This is a genomic window from Halorubrum sp. SD683 (assembly GCF_002135045.1).
GTDB lineage: Archaea > Halobacteriota > Halobacteria > Halobacteriales > Haloferacaceae > Halorubrum > Halorubrum ezzemoulense.
Map to the genome: position 1 here is coordinate 1 of NZ_NEWJ01000009.1, position 15,157 is coordinate 15,157.

Genomic DNA, 15,157 nt, shown 5'->3' on the forward strand with positions numbered 1-15,157 from the left:
GCGGGGGGGGGGGGGGGGGGCGGGGGCAGGCGCGTCGGGGACCATGGCAGGTTCGACGGGGGCGCGCACACATCAATAACGGGGGTCGGGCGTAATGCGAGGTCGAGTGGGCGGGCGAAAGCGTCCGACGGGTCAGATCTTGTTCTCGGCGTCGTCGGCGAGCTCCTCCATCCGCTTGCCGACGCGGCCGGCGGGCGAGAACTCGTCTTCGCTCATCGCGTTCGCTAAGGCGTTACCGAGGACGAACACGGCGTGTTTGTGTTCGCTCTTCGATTTGTGGACGTGGGAGGGGTCGACTTCGAGCTCGTCGTAGGGGTCGAACAGCGACTCGTCGACCGTCTCCTGCGCGCGGAAGTGCTCCATGATCGTCACCATCTGTTCGTGAAGCTCAAGCAGCTCGTCCTTGTGCATACCCACGGATACGGGTCGTAGGCCCTTTAAGCGTTGTTGAGGGCGGTACGCACGGTTCTGCGCCGCGGAGACCTCGACCGAGGGAGCCGCGCGGTCAGAAGACGTACTCGTCTTCGTGGCCCATCATCCCCTCGTCCTCGAACCCGTTGGAGTCGTCGTCGTCTCGCGGGCCGCTCGTCTTGTACGCCTTGATGCCGGTCGACAACAGCTCCTCGACCGCCTCCTCGCGGTTGAGGAACTCTCCTTCCTCGACCATCTGGGCGATCTGCATCTCCAGATGCTCCGGCACGGTTATCTTCACTTGTGGCATTTGCTGTTCGGGTCTTGTGGCATGGCGTATATAAAATTGGCGTCGCAGATCCGGAGATATGAAAACTCAAAGCAGAGACTCGAAAGTTCATTTTTGTTCTTCTGAAGGTCGGTTAGGTTTGTACGAATCCCTCGCCGAGCGGTACCGGCGTCTCGCCGCCGGGCGTCCGTGCCGTTCGAGGGCGACACTCGCGGGTCCCCAGCGCGTCCTCTGAGAGCGACATTCATACGTCGGTCCGGGCCGAACGGCGGTTCATGACTGATTCCGGCGTCGACGCGGCCGAGGACCTCACCGACCTCTACCGCGAGTACGGCGACGACAGACTCCCTCCGGGCCAGCGCGAGACGGACGGCTTCCCGGTCCTCTCGAAGAGCGGGACGCCCTCGTGGGACCCGGAGACGTTCGAGTTCGAGGTGTGGGGCGCGGTCGAGGAGCCGCTCTCCCTCTCGCTCGACGAGTTCCGCGACCTCCCGTCGGTCACCCAGCGACAGGACTTCCACTGCGTGACCGGCTGGAGTAAGTTCGACTGCGAGTTCACGGGCGTCTCCTTCGCCGACCTCGCCGAGCGCGCCGGCGTCCGCGACGACGCCGAACACGTCATGTTCCACGCGCTCGACGGGTACACGACCGACCTCCCGCTCGACGAGTGTACGAAGCCGGGCGTCCAGCTCACCTACGGCTACGACGGCGACGACCTCCCGGCCGACCACGGCGGCCCCATCCGCGTCGTCACGCCGCACAAGTACGCGTACAAGGGCGCGAAGTGGGTCTCGGGCGTCGAGTTCCTCACCGAGCCCGAACTCGGCTACTGGGAGAAGCGGGGGTACAGCGACACGGCGAACCCTTGGAACGAGGAGCGCTACAGCTGAGCGCCCCCCCCGGGGTCGCGCTCGGCCCGTCCGCGTCGTCGTTCGAGTTCCCCCGGTCCTCCGCCCCGATAGTCAGGATAAAGGGTCCACGTCCCCGACTCGATACGCATGGAACAGGCGCGTTCGCGGTCGTCGTCGCCGCTGGTCAGCCGGACCACCGAGGTCGTCGAGCCGGCGTTCGCGGCGGCGTTCGAGGCGCTTCCCACCCCGCGCACGACGTGGAGCGCGCCGGACGACGCGCTGGTGATCGGCGGCGGCGAGGCCGCGACGCTGACCGCGTCCGGGGGCGACCGGTTCGCGGCGATCCGCGAGTCGGCGACGGAGCTGTTCGAGTCCGGCGACGTCCACGCCGGTACCGAGGCGGCCCGCCCCCGCGTGTTCGGCGGGTTCGCCTTCCACGAGGGCGCCTGCGACGGCGAGCCGTGGGCGCCGTTTCCGGAGGCCCGGTTCGTCCTGCCGCGGGTCCAGCTGACCTACGCCGACAACGGTGCGTGGCTCACGGTCAACGCGGTCGGGCCGGACGCCGGCGTCGACGCCGTCGAGGACCGGCTCGCCCGCGAGGTCGACCGGTTCGCCGCCCTCGACGCCGTCGACGCCGGGTCGCCGACCGCGGCCGCCGGCTCCCGGCCCCCTCGCCCGGGGATCCGCGAGAGCCGCCGGACGACGAGCCGCGACGCGTGGCGCGAGAGCGTCGGCGCCGCGGTCGACAGGATCGCCGACGGCGACCTTCAGAAGGTGGTGTTGGCGCAGGCGCTGGAGGCCGACCTCGCGGCCGACTTCCCGCGGGCGGCCACCCTCGAACGCCTCGCCGAGAAGTACCCCGACTGCCACCGCTACTGGTTCGAGCCCGCCGCGGGGGAGAGCGCCTTCTTCGGCGCCACGCCGGAGCGACTCGTCTCGCTGCGGGGGCGGACCGTCGAGACCGACGCGCTCGCCGGGACGACCGGCCGCGGCGAGACGCCGAGCGAAGACGAGTGGCTCGCGCGCGAGCTCCTTGACGACGAGAAGAACGTTCACGAGCACGAGCTGGTCGCGGAGACGGTCCGCGACCAGCTTGAGCCGTTCGCCGCGTCGGTCTCCGCGGGCGAGCGTCGGGTTCGACGACTCGCGACCGTCCAACACCTCCACACGCCGATCACCGCCGAGCTCGACGCGGACCGACACGTCCTCGAACTCGTCGAGGCGCTCCACCCCACCCCGGCGGTCGGCGGGCTCCCGCCGGACCGCGCGCTGGCGACGATCCGCGAGACAGAGCCGTTCGACCGCGGCTGGTACGCCGCGCCGGTGGGCTGGATCGACGCCGCCGGCAACGGCGCGTTCGCGGTCGCGATCCGGTCCGCGGTCGGAACCCGCCGTCGAGCCACGCTGTTCGCCGGCGTCGGCGTCGTCTCCGACTCCGACCCCGACCGCGAGTGGGACGAGGTCCAGCTGAAGTACCGGCCGATCCTCGACGAGCTGGAGGGCGACGCAGCAGATTGACCCCGCCTACTGGAACATCTTCAGCGGCTCGGCCTGCGTGCTTTCCTCGGTCGCCTGTCGCATCTGCTCTGCGAGCTGGCGCTTCGCGTTCCGGATCTCCGTCGCCTGCTCCACGAGCCCGTCGGTCAGCGTCTCGATCCCCGCGATCGGGTCGATGCCGTCGACGATGAGCGCCCGCGCCGCCTCGGGGTCGGGGAACTGCGGGTCGGACTCGACGACGAGCCCGACCGCGTCGCGGTCGTCCTCCAGCGCGGCCGCCAGCATCGCGCCCGTTGGCCCGGAGACGAGCCCGGACTCCGACGGCTCCGACACCTCGGCGCGGTCCAGCGCCTCGGCGCCGTTCCCGGTCGCGATCCCGTACAGCTCCGGGGGCTCCTCGTCCTTCTCGCGGCCGAGGCCGGAGAGGAACACCGGGAACAGGTCGATCTCGTCGAACCACGAGCCGAGGCAGGCCGCGACCTCCGTCGCTGCCCCCGGGTTCACGGGGATGTCGCTGCGCAGCGCGACGAGATCCAGCTCGGAGTCGGCGTACAGCCGGACCGGGGTCGTCGCGGCCGTCTCGGACTCGCGGTAGACGGTCACCGGCGGGAGCCCGTCGCAGTGGACGTTCGCGTAGTGGGTCATCCCGTGGGCGTCGATCAGGTGGTCCGTCGCGATTTTCCCGACGAGCCCGACGCCGGGGAACCCCTCTATCAGCGTCGGCTCGTCCAGCGAGACGCCGTCGTCGAGGACGGAGATGCGTGCCATGTGCGGCCGTACGCCCGGGGTCGACCTAAAGGTGCGGCGGCGGGAGGCACCTCGCGCGTCCCGAAACGGTCTAACGGCCCGACGCGAAAGGGTGGCCATGAATCCGCTCGACCGATACGAGTCGCTCGTCGACGACGTCGACGCGTTCCGGGCGGCGTGCGACCGGCCCCTCCCCTCGGTCGTGCGCACGAACGGGATCGCGGCGACGCCGGCCCGCGTCCGCGAGGCGTTCGACGAGTCGGGCGTCGCTTACGAGCCCGTCGACTGGCACGACGGCCTCTTCCGGCTCCCCGCCGGCAACCCCGGCGGCAACTGGCCGTACGTCCACGGCTGGACTCACGGGCAGGAGGAGGTGTCCGTGCTGCCGACGCTCGCCCTCGACCCGCGACCCGGCGAGCGCGTCTGGGACGCCTGCGCGGCGCCCGGCAGCAAGACCACCCAGATCGCCGACGCGATGGACGACGAGGGGACCGTCGTCGCCAACGACAACAACCTCGGGCGCCTCTCCGCGCTCCGGCACAACGCCGAGCGCCTCGGGATCACGAACGCGATCGTCACGAACCAGGACGCCCGCAACTTCTCGACGAAGCCGCTGGCGTTCGACGAGTTCGACCGCGCGTTGGTCGACGCGCCCTGCTCCTGTGAGGGTACGTGCCGGAAGAACCTGGACGTCCTCGACCAGTGGACGCTCGACCACGTCCACGCGGTCGCCGGCATCCAGAAGGGCGTCCTGGCGAGGGCCGTCCAGGCGACCCGCCCCGGCGGCGTCGTCGTCTACTCCACGTGTACGTTCGCGCCCGAGGAGAACGAGGCCGTCCTCGACCACGTCCTCGCGAACGAGGACTGCGAACTGGTCGAGTTCGACCTGCCGCTCGACGCCGACCCCGGCGTGACCGAGTGGGAGGGGGAGACGTACGACGAGTCGGTGACGCGCGCGCAGCGGATCTACCCCCACCGCAACGACACGGGCGGCTTCTTCTGCGCGAAGCTTCGAGTCGGCGGCGCGGCGGGCGATGAGACCGATAGCGCGGCCGCCGCCGACGGGGTGGTGGACGCGTGAGCGACGAGACCGGCGGAGAGGCGGGCGACGCCCCCACCAACGACGGCCAGCGGTTCGACCGGCTCCCCGCGACCCCTGCGGACCGCGAGGTCGAGGGCCGTGCGAGCCGCGCGGAGGTCCTCGACTGGTGGGAGGAGCGGTTCGGGATCGACCCCGAGGTGTTCGCGGAGTACTCCTTCTGGGAGAAGGGCGCGGGGAAGATCTGGATCTTCAACGGCGAGGCGACCGACCCCAGCGAGGTCGAGGCAATCGGGATGACCTTCCTGCGCACGCGACAGGACCACTGGAAGCCGACCGGCCGGGCGGTCTCGCGGTTCGGTCATCTCGCGACCAAGAACGCGATCGAACTGGACCCGGCGCAGGCGTCCCGGTTCGCGGCGGGTGACGACCAAGACCTTCCCGAGTGGGACGGCGACTGGGGCTACCTGATCGCGACCCACGAGGTCGCGGGCGAGTCGGTCCCGATCGGGGTTGGGCTGTACCTCTACGACGAGCTGCGCTCCGTGGTCCCGAAGGGGAGCCGGGCGGACCTGCCGGTCGTGGAGTGAGCGGCCCTCCCGGCGTTCGGTAAAAAGTTAGTCGTCGGAGCGCCGCGGTTCGACGGCGCTCCAGCGGGTCGTGCGGGTCAGATCGACGTGTCCTCCGGCGGTTTGGTGGCGAGGTTGGTGATTCCGTACGCCGCCAGTAGCAGCAGCCCCAGCAGGATGGTGTACGACCGGACGCTGAGGCTTATCAGCGTCTCGTGGACGACCTGTCCCTCTCCCGACACCGGGTGCGGCGCCCCCGCGATTATCTCGAGCAGCCCCATCCCGACCGTGCCGATCAGGATGAGTGCGCCGCCGCCGTACAGTCCGACTCGTTCCATGGTAGTGAGTTGGCTCATGCGTCGTCACCTCGTTAGCCGATTAAGTACCGCAGCCGCGGGTGGTCCCTGACGAACGACGTCTTCGCGAGGTAGGCGTCGACGCCGAGCACGCGCCCGGCCCCGAGCGTGGCGATCATCGCGAAGATCAGCAGCCCGAGCAGGTCGCCGGTGATCACGCCGTGGGCCCAGCCGCCGGTCTCGCCGTTGATGAAGTAGAAGAACGTCATCAGGAACGCGCCGAAGAACGCCGCCAGCCGCGTCAGCGCGCCGACGATCAGCCCCAACCCGATCAGCGTCTGTCCCAAGGGGACCATGATGTTCGTGAACGACAACAGGATCCCGTCGGAGAACAGCGTGACCACCGGGCCGAGGCTCGTCTGCGCCGCCGCGCCGCCGACGAACCAGCTCGCGTCGAACGGCCACGCGAGGAACTTGTCGAGTCCCGCGTGGAGGAACCACCACCCGACGATCAGACGCAAGACGACGAGCCAGTAGGCGAAGCGCGACTCCTCGACCGGGAACGATACGTCTCTGCCCAGCAGCTGCGTTTGGATGTTCGTGACCATGCGTAACCTCGGTTGCGAAAATGTTCGGTTAGGATATATAAACCTATCTCCAATGTCACCGACGAGTAATTCGCGAACCGCGGACTACTCCTTCCGTCTCACCGTTCCGCCGCCGAGCCCCTCCCACTCAACTCGGTAGCCGAGCGTCGAGAGGGTTGCGCTCGCGTCGTCGACGCCGTACTCGTCCAGCGTCGCCTCCACCGTGGACAGCGCCGCCCCGTCGTCGATATCGTCGTCGATTCGCTCCAACACCGCCGGTCTGACCAGCGTGCGGCCGACGAGCTCGTGGGCGGGGAACGGCCCGCCCTCCACCGCCGCCTCGCTCACGCCGTGTCGGTCGGCGAGGTCCCGCAGGGGGAGCACGTCGTCCGCCGGTTCGAAGGCGTCCGGGAGGGCGGCGGCGGCGTCCGCGACGAACTCGGCCTCGTACTCGCGGAGCACGTCGACCACGTCCTTCACGCGGACCGCGCCCGAGTAGGTGACGACGCGGTGGTCGCGTGCGGCTACCTCCTCGCCGACGCCAAGGCTCTCGTCGACCGCGACGAGCAGGTCCACGTCCTCCACGTCAGCGAGTTGGCCGAGCTTCTTCTCGACGTACTCGGGGGTCCAGAAGCCCATGACCTCGAAGAACAGCCGGAAGTCGGCGTGGTCGTAGTCGAACGCGAAGTCCGGGATCATGACGCTCGCGCCGGTTTCGAGGGGTTCCGGCTCGCGGACGAGGGTCCAGTCGAGGTCGAGCCCGCGGAACCGACCGGCGAAGTCCGCTTCGACCCCGCTGTCGAAGTCGGGCTCCGCCACCGGCTCCACGTCGGGCACGGTCACGTCGCCGTCCGAGAGCCGCATCGTTCGCTCGCGGCCGCGGTCGTCGATCGTCGCCTCCAGCGACCACTCGGCGGACTCCGCGGCGGTCCGGAGCAGTCTCGCGAAGGCGGTCCCGTACCGTCGGGTGCGCGAGAACAGCGCGTCAGGCCCGGTGACGACGAGCTCCCGGCCCTCGGGAGTCTGCTCCAGTTCGTACATCAGCCGCAGGCGCTTCACCGCCGAGACGAGCCGCTTCGGGTCGTTCGACCGCACTCTGACCTCGGTGGCGTCGAACAGCGTAGTCTGGGCCAGAGAGAGGTCGTACTGCTCCAGCAGCGTGTCGGGGTCCCAGCGCACGTCGGCGTCGACGAGTACCCGATTCACGTCGCGGTCGGCGTACAGCGACGCCGACACGTCCCTCGAGTCGATCCCAAGCGCGTCGGCCGCGCGGTCGACCGCGGTCTCTCGCTCCGCCTCGCTCGCGACGCCGACCGCCTCCGCGGCCTCGAACGCGGCCCCCCGGACGCGACGCGGCGGGACGGCCGCGCGCGTCTCGAACTCGCACTCGCGCTAGACGAGCGCCGCCAGCCCGCGGACGAGCTTGAAGTCGCCGTTCCGCGCGGCCGCGTCGGCCGCCAAGTCCGCCAGCGCGTCGTCGAGGTCGCCGCGGCGCTCGCCGACGTGCGACTCGAACGCCCCGAGCACGCGCGCCGCGAGCGGCCGATGTTCCCGCCCGGTGAACTGCGGGCGGTAGCCGCCGCCCGCCCGGGAGACGCGCAGGAGGTCCTTCCGTAGCACGGCGGCGGCTACGGGCGTGGCGGCCTAAAACCGGCCGGGTTCGACTCTCCCGCGCCGACGCGCGCTTGTGGCCGCGGCTCGCCCGCATCGGCCCCTCCGCCCGCATCAGTCGTCGTCCGTGGTCTCCGGGGTGAACGTCACTCCCTCGACCTCGATCCGCTCCGGCACGCGGCTCGTGTCGTGGGTCCCGACCGGCGGGAGGTTCACGTTCGCGGCCGGCGACGCGTCGAGGTCCGTCCCCTCCGATCCCGCTATCGACGCCATCTCGCCGTCCGCGTCTCGGGCGTCCTGATCGATCCGCATCGAGCAGAACTCCGCGCCGCACATCGAGCAGAAGCGGGCCTCCTTGTAGTTGTCTCCCGGAAGCGTCTGGTCGTGGTACGACCGCGCGCGCTCGGGGTCGAGCGCGAGGTCGAACTGGCGCCGCCAGTCGAACTCGTACCGCGCCTCAGAGAGCGCGTCGTCCCAGTCGCGCGCGCCGGGAAGGTCGTTCGCCACGTCGGCCGCGTGCGCCGCGATACGATACGCGGCGAGACCGTCCCGCACGCCCTCGGGCTCCGGCAGTCCGAGGTGCTCCTTCGGCGTCACATAGCACAGCATGGCCGCGCCGGCCCGCGCGGCCTCGGTCGCGCCGATCGCGCTCGTGATGTGGTCGTACCCCGGCGCCACGTCCGTCACCAGCGGGCCGAGGACGTAGAACGGCGCTCCGTCGCACACCGCCTGCTGCCGCTCGACGTTCTCCGCGATATCGTCCAGCGGGACGTGGCCGGGGCCCTCCACCATTACCTGGACGCCGTGGTCCCACGCGGTCCGCGTGAGGTCTCCGAGGGTGTCGAGCTCGGCGAACTGCGCCTCGTCGCTCGCGTCGGCCACACAGCCCGGCCGGAGGCCGTCCCCGAGCGAGACCGTCACGTCGTGTTCGGCGAATATCTCACATATTGCCTCGAAATTCGCGTACAGCGGGTTCTGCGACCCGTTCTCCTCCATCCACTGCGCGAGGATCGACCCCCCTCGCGAGACGATCCCCGTCTTCCGGCCGTCGGTCAGCGGGAGGTGTTCCATCAGTATCCCCGCGTGGACCGTCATGTAGTCGACGCCCTGCCGCGCCTGTTTCTCGATGACGTCGAGCAGGAGCTCGCGGGTGATCGCCTCGGCGGACTCGGCCCGCTTGACCGCCTCGTAGATCGGGACCGTCCCGACCGGCACCGGCGAGTGCGCGACGTTGGCCTCGCGGGTCGCGTCCAGCTCGTCGCCCGTCGAGAGGTCCATCACCGTGTCGGCGCCGTAGTGGACCGCCGCGTGGAGCTTTTCGAGCTCCTCCTCCCGGCCGCTCGTCGTCTCGCTGTTCCCGATGTTCGCGTTGACCTTCGTGGCGAACGCCCGGCCGATGACCATCGGGTCGAGCGCGTCGTGCGCGTGGTTGTTCGGAATCACCGCGCGCCCCTCGGCGACCGCCTCGCGAACGAACTCCGGGTCGCGGTTCTCGCGCGCCGCCGCGCGTTCGATCGCGGAGGTGACCTCGCCGCGTCGCGCCCGCTCCATCTGTGTCGCTGGCATAACCACTTGGTAATACCACTAACTAATATATTCTGTGGTAAACGGCTCGGCGCACCGAGTCGGCGCCCGGGTGCGACACGCTTAACCCCGAAACTCGCGGATCGGAGGGTAATGAGTACCGACGCGGCGGGCGACGCCGAGTCCGACGACGCCGCTTCCGGGGACCCCACCGACTCCGAGGCGTTCGTCCGCACCTGCGAACACCTCGTCGACAGGATCCTCGACGGCGAGATCGAGCGCGACGACCTCGAACGCGCCAAGCTCGACGCCTGCTCGGAGTTCGGCTCCCCCAAGGTGCCGAAGAACACCGAGATCCTCGACCACGCACCGACGGAGCACCGCGACGACGTGATCGAGGTGGTCCAGCGCAAGCCCGTCCGGACCGCGTCCGGGGTCTCCCCCGTGGCGATCATGACTTCCCCCGAACTGTGCCCGCACGGGAAGTGCCTCTACTGCCCGGGCGGCCCGGCCTCAGAGTTCTCCTCCGCGCAGTCGTACACGGGCCACGAGCCCGCGGCGGCCCGCGGCGAGCAGAACGACTACGACCCGTACGGGCAGGTCACGCTCCGGCTCGAACAGCTCCGCAAGATCGGCCACCCCGTCGACAAGGTGGAGCTCATCCTCATGGGCGGGACGATGACCGCGCGCTCGCACGACTACCAGGAGTGGTTCGTCAAGCGCGCGCTCCAGGCGATGAACGACTACGACCTCGACAAGGAGCCGGAGCCCGCGGAGGGCGAGTCGTTCGCGCCCGCGCCCGAGGAGACCGAGTTCGAGTACCTCGAAGACGTGATCGCCGAGAACGAGACGAATCCGATCCGCAACATCGGCACCACCTTCGAGACGAAGCCCGACTGGTGCGACCCGGAGCAGATCGACCGGATGCTCGACCTCGGCGGCACGAAGGTCGAGGTCGGCGTCCAGACCACCTACGAGCGGATCAACCGCGAGATGCACCGCGGCCACGGCAACGAGGCGAGCCGGAACGCCAACCGCCGCCTGCGCGACGCCGCGTTCAAAGTCGGCTTCCACATGATGCCGGGCCAGCCCGGGATGACCCGCGAGATGTGTCTGGAGGACTTCCGGCAGCTGTTCGAGAACCCCGACTGGCGCCCCGACTACCTGAAGATCTACCCCACGCTCGTCGTCGAGGGGACGCGGGTGTACGACCGGTGGCGGCGCGACGACTTCGACCCGCTCACGAGCGAGGAGGCGGCCGACCTCGTCGCCGACGTGATGGACCACATCCCGAAGTACACGCGGCTCCAGCGCGTCCAGCGCGACATCCCGGCCGACTTCATCGACGCGGGCGTCCAGAAGTCGAACCTCCGACAGCTCGCCGCCCAGCGCGCCGAGGAGAAGGGAATCATCCAGCGCGACATCCGCGCCCGCGAAGTCGGCCACAACGACGCCGACCCGGACCCGGACGACGTGGAACTCTCGGTCACCACCTACGAGGCCGGCGGCGGCACGGAACACTTCATCGCCTTCGAGGACCCCGTGCGCGACCTGCTCGTCGGCTTCTGTCGGCTTCGGTTCCCCTCGTTCGCCCCCGACCAGCCGGGCGCGCCGGGAACCGAGAGCGACCCGATCCGGCCGGAGCTCGAAGACGCCGCGCTGGTCCGCGAGCTCCACGTGTACGGCACCGAGGTCGGCATCGGCGGCGACGGTGACTGGCAGCATAAGGGGTACGGGACGAAGCTGCTCGAACGCGCCGAGGAGCTCTCTCGCGACGCGGGCTACGACAAGGTCGCGGTCATCTCCGGCATCGGCGCCCGCGAGTACTACCGCAACAAGCTCGGTTACCGGCAGGACGGGCCGTACGTGTCGAAGCGGCTGTAGGCCCTCGGCCGACCGAACCCACGCCCGCTTCCGTCGGGAGTCGCTCCCCCGTCGCGTACCGTCGTCGACTGACGTTTCTGGCGACCACCGCCTTTCTGTTTACTTGGATTTGGATTAGTACAGAGTCATTCATTGATGAACATTTATACTCTATCAGGATACAATATCGGTACCTCGTCACACGAGGACTACTCACATGAATTTCGAACGACGAACTTTCGTGAAGGGGGTTGCCGGGCTCGCCGCGACGGCGACGATCACAGGAACTGCGTCGGCCGCGGACGGACAGACGCAGTATATCGTCGGTGCGAACGGGAACGGCGTCGCCGACGCCGTCACGGACGCGGGGTTCGAGGTCCGTCACGAGCTCGCCGACGGTGACGTGCTGGTCGCGGTCGGTCCGAGCGACGCAGCCGCCGACATCGAGTCGGTCAAGGGCGTCAAGGCGGCGAATCCGGACCTGAAGCTCGAACTCGACGAGCCGGAAGTCAACACCGAGGCGGCCGACGAGACCCCGCCGAGCGAGGGCGCCGCGCTGTCCGACCTCCAGTGGGACAAGGAGATCACCGACGTCTTCGAGGCCCACGAGTACGCGACCGGGGAGGGAACGCGCGTCGCGATCGTCGACACCGGGATTGACCTGAACCACCCGGACCTCGGAAACGTCAACGAGGAGCTCGGCCAAGCCTTCGTCGCCGACGACGACGTGCCGGAGATCGGGCCCGACGACTCTGGATCTCACGGCACGCACGTCGCCGGAACCGTCGGCGCCACGGGCGAATCCGGCGTCGTCGGTACTGCCCCGGACACGGAGCTGATCCCGGTTCGCGTGTTCCCCGCAGAGGGCGGCGCGACGTTCGGTGATATCCTCGCTGGCATCGACTACGCGGCAGAGATCGGCGCCGACGCGGCGAACTTCAGCCTCGGAATCCCGGGCGTTCAGCAGCCGGGATCGGAGCTGAACAAGCTCAAGGCGGAGGTCCAGACCGTGTTCCAGAGCGCGGTCCGGCGCGGGACCGTGATCACGGGGAGCGCCGGCAACGACTCGGGGAGCCTTCAGGGGAGCGGCTTCACCCTGCCGAACAGCGTCCCGGCGGCGTTCACCGTTAGTGCGACCTCGCCCGCGGACACGCTCTCCTTCTACTCGAACTTCGGCACGAGCGACATCGACATCGCCGCGCCGGGCGGTGGGTACGAAACGCTGGAGAAGACGCTGGTCGAAGACCCCGACGCCGTCGAGTGGCCATTCCCGACGAACCTCGTGCTGTCGACAATCCCCGTCGAACAGGGATCGTACGGGTACAAGGCCGGCACTTCCATGGCAGCCCCGCAGGTCGCCGGCCTCGCTGCACTCGTCCGCGAACTCGAACCGAACGCGAATGCGAGCCGGATCGAGCAGGCGATCCAGAAGGGCGCCGAGGGGGCGAACGGCAAGAGCGACTCGGAGTTCGGTGCCGGGATCATCAACGCGCTCAACACCGTCGAGCGCCTCGGCAGCGGCAAGGGGAAAGGCAACGGTAACTGACGCGCGGGGAGCCGACCGTCGCGCTGAATCCCACAACGACACGCCTTTTTCCGCCCCGGCGGTCTCTATCACGTATGGACCAGAAGCGGGAGCTATCGAGCATCGACCTCGCGGCCCTCGTCACCGAGCTCAATCGGTACGAGGGCGCGAAGGTCGACAAGGCGTACCTCTACGACGACGACCTGCTCCGGCTGAAGCTGCGCGACTTCGACCGCGGCCGCGTCGAGCTCATGATCGAGGTCGGAGACATCAAACGCGCGCACGCCGCCGACCCCGATCACGTCGCGGACGCGCCGGGCCGCCCGCCGAACTTCGCGAAGATGCTCCGGAACCGGCTGTCCGGCGCGGACTTCGCGGGCGTCGAGCAGTACGAGTTCGACCGAATCCTCACCTTCGAGTTTGAGCGCGAGGACCAGAACACGACGCTCGTCGCCGAGCTGTTCGGGCAGGGCAACGTCGCCGCGCTCGACGAGACGGGCGAGGTGATCGGGGCGCTGTCGACGGTCCGGCTGAAGTCCCGGACGGTGGCGCCCGGCTCGCAGTACGAGTACCCCGCCTCGCGGCTCAACCCCCTCGACGTGAGCCGCGGCGGGTTCGACCGGCACATGCGCGAGTCGGACAGCGACGTGGTGCGCACCCTCGCCACGCAGTTGAACCTCGGCGGCCTCTACGCCGAGGAGGTGTGCACCCGCGCCGGCGTGCCGAAGGAGACGCCCATCGAGGAGGCGACGGACGACCAACTCGGGGCGCTCCACGACGCCCTCTCCCGGATCGACGAACGGCTCCGCTCGGGCGACATCGACCCCCGAGTGTACGAGGAATCGATCGACGGCGACGGGAGCGACGGCGGCGCCGATGACGCCGACCCCCGCGTGGTCGACGTGACCCCCTTCCCGCTCGCGGAGCACGAGGACCTGCCGAGCGTGGGGTTCGACTCCTTCAACGCCGCCGTCGACGAGTACTTCCACCGGCTGGGGAGCGAGGAGACCGGCGACGGCGAAGCCCCCGCCGACGCGAGCGCCTCCCGCCCGGACTTCGAGGAGGAGATCGCCAAACAGGAGCGGATCATCGAACAGCAGCGCGGCGCGATCGAGGGGTTCGAGGAACAGGCGCAGGCGGAGCGCGAGCGCGCGGAGCTGCTGTACGCGAACTACGACCTCGTCGACGAGGTGATCTCGACGGTGCGGGAGGCCCGCGAGAACGAGGTGCCGTGGGACGAGATCGCGGAGACGCTCGACGCCGGCGCGGAGCGGGGGATTCCGGCCGCGGAGGCCGTCGTCGACGTCGACGGCGGCGAGGGGACGGTAACGGTGGAACTCGAGGACGATGACGGCGACCCCGTCCGCGTCGAGGTCGACGCGAGCGAGGGCGTCGAGGTCAACGCCGACCGCCTCTACCGGGAGGCGAAACGCGTCGAGGAGAAGAAGGAGGGGGCGATGGCGGCGATCGAGGCCACCCGCGAGGAGCTGGAGGCGGTCAAGGAACGGAAGGCGGAGTGGGAGGAACAGCAGGCGGCCGACGACGGCGGCGAGCAAGAGGGCGACGACGAGGACGACGACGAGGCGTACGAGACCGACTGGCTCTCCCGCTCTTCGATCCCGATCCGCAGCCCGGACGACTGGTTCGAGCGGTTCCGCTGGTTCCGCACCTCGACCGGCTACCTCGTCATCGGCGGGCGCAACGCCGACCAGAACGAGGAGTTGGTGAAGAAGTACATGGGTAAACACGATCGGTTCTTCCACACGCAGGCGCACGGGGGGCCGGTGACGATCCTCAAGGCCTCGGGCCCGTCGGAGTCGGCCGATCCGGTCGACTTCTCGGAGGAGACCCTGCGGGAGGCCGCGCAGTTCGCCGTCTCCTACTCGTCTGACTGGAAGGACGGCCGCGGCGCGGGCGACGCGTACATGGTCGACCCCGACCAGGTGTCGAAGACCCCCGAGAGCGGCGAGTACATCGAGAAGGGGAGCTTCGTGATCCGCGGCGACCGGACGTACTTCGAGGACGTCCCCTGCCGGATCGCCGTCGGCGTCCAGTGCGAGCCGGTCACCCGCGCCATCGGCGGCCCGCCGTCGGCCGTCGTCGACCGCGCGGCCGCGCACCTCACCTTCGAACCGGGGATGTACGCGCAGAACGACGCCGCGATGATGGCGTACCGGAATCTGAAAGAGCGGTTCGCGGACCAGTCGTTCGTGCGGAAGGTCGCGAGCGCGGACCAGCTACAGGAGTTCCTCCCGCCGGGCGGGTCGGACATCGTCGACTGAGGCCCCCCGTCGACCGCGGAACGATTCTTCTCCCCGAGCGCGACGTTTTCAAGCCTCCGCGACCGA

13 protein-coding genes and 1 pseudogene are annotated in these 15,157 nt (G+C 69.4%); 7 read left to right on the plus strand and 7 right to left on the minus strand.

Annotation, left to right across the window (positions count from 1 at the left end; translation table 11 throughout):
• Window positions 1-132 precede the first annotated feature (132 nt).
• A complete protein-coding gene (locus B9G49_RS04405) occupies window positions 133-411 on the minus strand; it encodes a UPF0058 family protein (RefSeq protein WP_086215553.1) in 279 nt (92 codons plus the stop codon).
• Window positions 412-505: 94 nt separating this feature from the next.
• The gene (locus B9G49_RS04410; protein ID WP_049929331.1) at window positions 506-721 is read right to left on the minus strand and encodes a cell surface protein; all 216 of its coding nucleotides are present in this window, start codon (window positions 719-721) and stop codon (window positions 506-508) included.
• Between the two features lie 254 nt (window positions 722-975).
• Here B9G49_RS04410 and B9G49_RS04415 point away from each other — a divergent pair, with 254 nt between their 5' ends.
• Together B9G49_RS04415 and B9G49_RS04420 are read left to right on the plus strand one after the other, a co-directional pair.
• Window positions 976-1,590, plus strand: a complete 615-nt coding sequence (locus tag B9G49_RS04415; RefSeq protein WP_049929334.1) for a sulfite oxidase-like oxidoreductase — start codon at window positions 976-978, stop codon at window positions 1,588-1,590.
• A 108-nt stretch (window positions 1,591-1,698) separates the two neighbouring features.
• Window positions 1,699-3,069: an isochorismate synthase MenF gene (locus B9G49_RS04420; RefSeq protein ID WP_049929335.1), complete on the plus strand. Its 1,371-nt coding sequence runs from the start codon at window positions 1,699-1,701 to the stop codon at window positions 3,067-3,069.
• 6 nt (window positions 3,070-3,075) lie between these two features.
• Here the strand turns inward: B9G49_RS04420 and B9G49_RS04425 are convergent, their stop codons facing one another.
• The gene (locus tag B9G49_RS04425) at window positions 3,076-3,816 is read right to left on the minus strand and encodes a proteasome assembly chaperone family protein (RefSeq protein ID WP_086215554.1); all 741 of its coding nucleotides are present in this window, start codon (window positions 3,814-3,816) and stop codon (window positions 3,076-3,078) included.
• Between the two features lie 97 nt (window positions 3,817-3,913).
• Here B9G49_RS04425 and B9G49_RS04430 point away from each other — a divergent pair, with 97 nt between their 5' ends.
• Together B9G49_RS04430 and B9G49_RS04435 are read left to right on the plus strand one after the other, a co-directional pair.
• Window positions 3,914-4,876 carry an RsmB/NOP family class I SAM-dependent RNA methyltransferase gene (locus tag B9G49_RS04430; protein ID WP_086215555.1) on the plus strand — a complete coding sequence of 321 codons (963 nt, stop codon included), beginning with the start codon at window positions 3,914-3,916 and terminating at the stop codon, window positions 4,874-4,876.
• Window positions 4,873-5,424 (plus strand): hypothetical protein, encoded by a 552-nt coding sequence (locus tag B9G49_RS04435; RefSeq protein ID WP_086215556.1) that lies wholly within the window; start codon window positions 4,873-4,875, stop codon window positions 5,422-5,424. The genes B9G49_RS04430 and B9G49_RS04435 overlap by 4 nt, the downstream gene beginning before the upstream one ends.
• Window positions 5,425-5,501: 77 nt before the next feature.
• On the opposite strand, the gene B9G49_RS04440 is transcribed toward B9G49_RS04435, so the two are convergent.
• From B9G49_RS04440 to thiC, 4 genes and pseudogenes are all read right to left on the minus strand, one after another.
• The gene (locus B9G49_RS04440) at window positions 5,502-5,759 is read right to left on the minus strand and encodes a hypothetical protein (protein ID WP_233125157.1); all 258 of its coding nucleotides are present in this window, start codon (window positions 5,757-5,759) and stop codon (window positions 5,502-5,504) included.
• Window positions 5,760-5,773: 14 nt separating this feature from the next.
• Window positions 5,774-6,307: a DoxX family protein gene (locus B9G49_RS04445; RefSeq protein ID WP_049929340.1), complete on the minus strand. Its 534-nt coding sequence runs from the start codon at window positions 6,305-6,307 to the stop codon at window positions 5,774-5,776.
• An 84-nt stretch (window positions 6,308-6,391) separates the two neighbouring features.
• A pseudogene (locus B9G49_RS04450) lies at window positions 6,392-7,906 on the minus strand (DUF790 family protein).
• A gap of 105 nt (window positions 7,907-8,011) precedes the next feature.
• On the minus strand, window positions 8,012-9,448 hold the full coding sequence (gene thiC, locus B9G49_RS04455) for a phosphomethylpyrimidine synthase ThiC (RefSeq protein WP_086215557.1): 1,437 nt from the start codon (window positions 9,446-9,448) through the stop codon (window positions 8,012-8,014).
• Between the two features lie 126 nt (window positions 9,449-9,574).
• Between thiC and B9G49_RS04460 the strand changes: the two genes are divergently transcribed.
• The 3 genes from B9G49_RS04460 to rqcH all read left to right on the plus strand — a co-directional run bounded on the left by B9G49_RS04460 (window position 9,575) and on the right by rqcH (window position 15,091).
• Complete coding sequence (locus tag B9G49_RS04460; protein ID WP_086215558.1) at window positions 9,575-11,305, plus strand: tRNA uridine(34) 5-carboxymethylaminomethyl modification radical SAM/GNAT enzyme Elp3; 1,731 nt, start codon at window positions 9,575-9,577, stop codon at window positions 11,303-11,305.
• A 196-nt stretch (window positions 11,306-11,501) separates the two neighbouring features.
• On the plus strand, window positions 11,502-12,830 hold the full coding sequence (locus B9G49_RS04465; RefSeq protein WP_086215559.1) for a S8 family serine peptidase: 1,329 nt from the start codon (window positions 11,502-11,504) through the stop codon (window positions 12,828-12,830).
• A 74-nt stretch (window positions 12,831-12,904) separates the two neighbouring features.
• Complete coding sequence (gene rqcH, locus B9G49_RS04470; RefSeq protein WP_086215560.1) at window positions 12,905-15,091, plus strand: ribosome rescue protein RqcH; 2,187 nt, start codon at window positions 12,905-12,907, stop codon at window positions 15,089-15,091.
• Window positions 15,092-15,157: the final 66 nt, after the last annotated feature.

Bases quoted from the DNA above. Each gene is read 5' to 3' on its own strand.
- B9G49_RS04445 (WP_049929340.1), bottom strand. From the start codon at position 6,307: ATGGTCACGAACATCCAAACGCAGCTGCTGGGCAGAGACGTATCGTTC.
- rqcH (WP_086215560.1), top strand. From the start codon at position 12,905: ATGGACCAGAAGCGGGAGCTATCGAGCATCGACCTCGCGGCCCTCGTC.
- B9G49_RS04425 (WP_086215554.1), bottom strand. From the start codon at position 3,816: ATGGCACGCATCTCCGTCCTCGACGACGGCGTCTCGCTGGACGAGCCG.
- B9G49_RS04410 (WP_049929331.1), bottom strand. From the start codon at position 721: ATGCCACAAGTGAAGATAACCGTGCCGGAGCATCTGGAGATGCAGATC.
- B9G49_RS04465 (WP_086215559.1), top strand. From the start codon at position 11,502: ATGAATTTCGAACGACGAACTTTCGTGAAGGGGGTTGCCGGGCTCGCC.
- B9G49_RS04420 (WP_049929335.1), top strand. From the start codon at position 1,699: ATGGAACAGGCGCGTTCGCGGTCGTCGTCGCCGCTGGTCAGCCGGACC.
- B9G49_RS04415 (WP_049929334.1), top strand. From the start codon at position 976: ATGACTGATTCCGGCGTCGACGCGGCCGAGGACCTCACCGACCTCTAC.
- B9G49_RS04405 (WP_086215553.1), bottom strand. From the start codon at position 411: ATGCACAAGGACGAGCTGCTTGAGCTTCACGAACAGATGGTGACGATC.
- thiC (WP_086215557.1), bottom strand. From the start codon at position 9,448: ATGGAGCGGGCGCGACGCGGCGAGGTCACCTCCGCGATCGAACGCGCG.
- B9G49_RS04460 (WP_086215558.1), top strand. From the start codon at position 9,575: ATGAGTACCGACGCGGCGGGCGACGCCGAGTCCGACGACGCCGCTTCC.
- B9G49_RS04440 (WP_233125157.1), bottom strand. From the start codon at position 5,759: ATGAGCCAACTCACTACCATGGAACGAGTCGGACTGTACGGCGGCGGC.
- B9G49_RS04430 (WP_086215555.1), top strand. From the start codon at position 3,914: ATGAATCCGCTCGACCGATACGAGTCGCTCGTCGACGACGTCGACGCG.